Source organism: Psychrobacter sp. 1Y10, from assembly GCF_052259005.1.
Lineage (GTDB): Bacteria > Pseudomonadota > Gammaproteobacteria > Pseudomonadales > Moraxellaceae > Psychrobacter > Psychrobacter saeujeotis.
Map to the genome: position 1 here is coordinate 1 of NZ_JBQQES010000029.1, position 571 is coordinate 571.

Sequence of the window (571 nt, forward strand, 5' to 3'; positions counted from 1 at the left end):
TCCTGCCAGGGCAGGTCGTCGAACGTCCGCCAATACCTGCTGTGCACCCGCACTGACGCACGCCCGCAGACCCGACAGCAGGCTTGGGCTGCCGTGGTTCGGGCAGTGATCAGCAACACGGACGTGTCCAGCGTCAGACCATCGACGTGCAGGCCGTCCGGGACCGACGGCACCGACGGGTTCGAGATCGGCATAGCGCTGCCCTCGGGCCACCACGTGAACCAACGCCCGAATCATCCCGCAGCACCGAAATTGCGGATGAACCAATGTTCAACGCTGTTTGACACGCTGAGTGGCGGGGTCACGTTCGCCGGTCATCAGTCGGGTTTCCCCGAGGCTTGTGGGATCCGCGTGTCCGGTCGGTCTCAAGGTGGCGCTGACAGGCGCCGGATAATCGGCAGCATCAACACGCTGGGCGGCACGGCCGGAACAGGAAAAATCGTTGCGGTCTGATCAGTCTTCACCCGCGGCAGCCGCTCGATCACGGTCCGCAGGTTCGGGATCGTCCGCGCCAGCGTCGACGCGAGGGTCTCGCCGGCCGTCTTCGCCATCACGTATTCCAGGGTGTCGC

Annotated in this window: 1 protein-coding gene and 1 pseudogene; both read right to left on the reverse strand. The window is 65.1% G+C overall.

Annotation, left to right across the window (positions count from 1 at the left end):
• A pseudogene (locus tag ACTXGH_RS13780) lies at positions 1-173 on the reverse strand (ISL3-like element ISMdi2 family transposase); the annotation flags it as partial.
• Positions 174-365: 192 nt separating this feature from the next.
• A partial coding sequence (locus ACTXGH_RS13785; protein ID WP_443561800.1) for a hypothetical protein occupies positions 366-571 on the reverse strand: 206 nt, incomplete at its 5' end.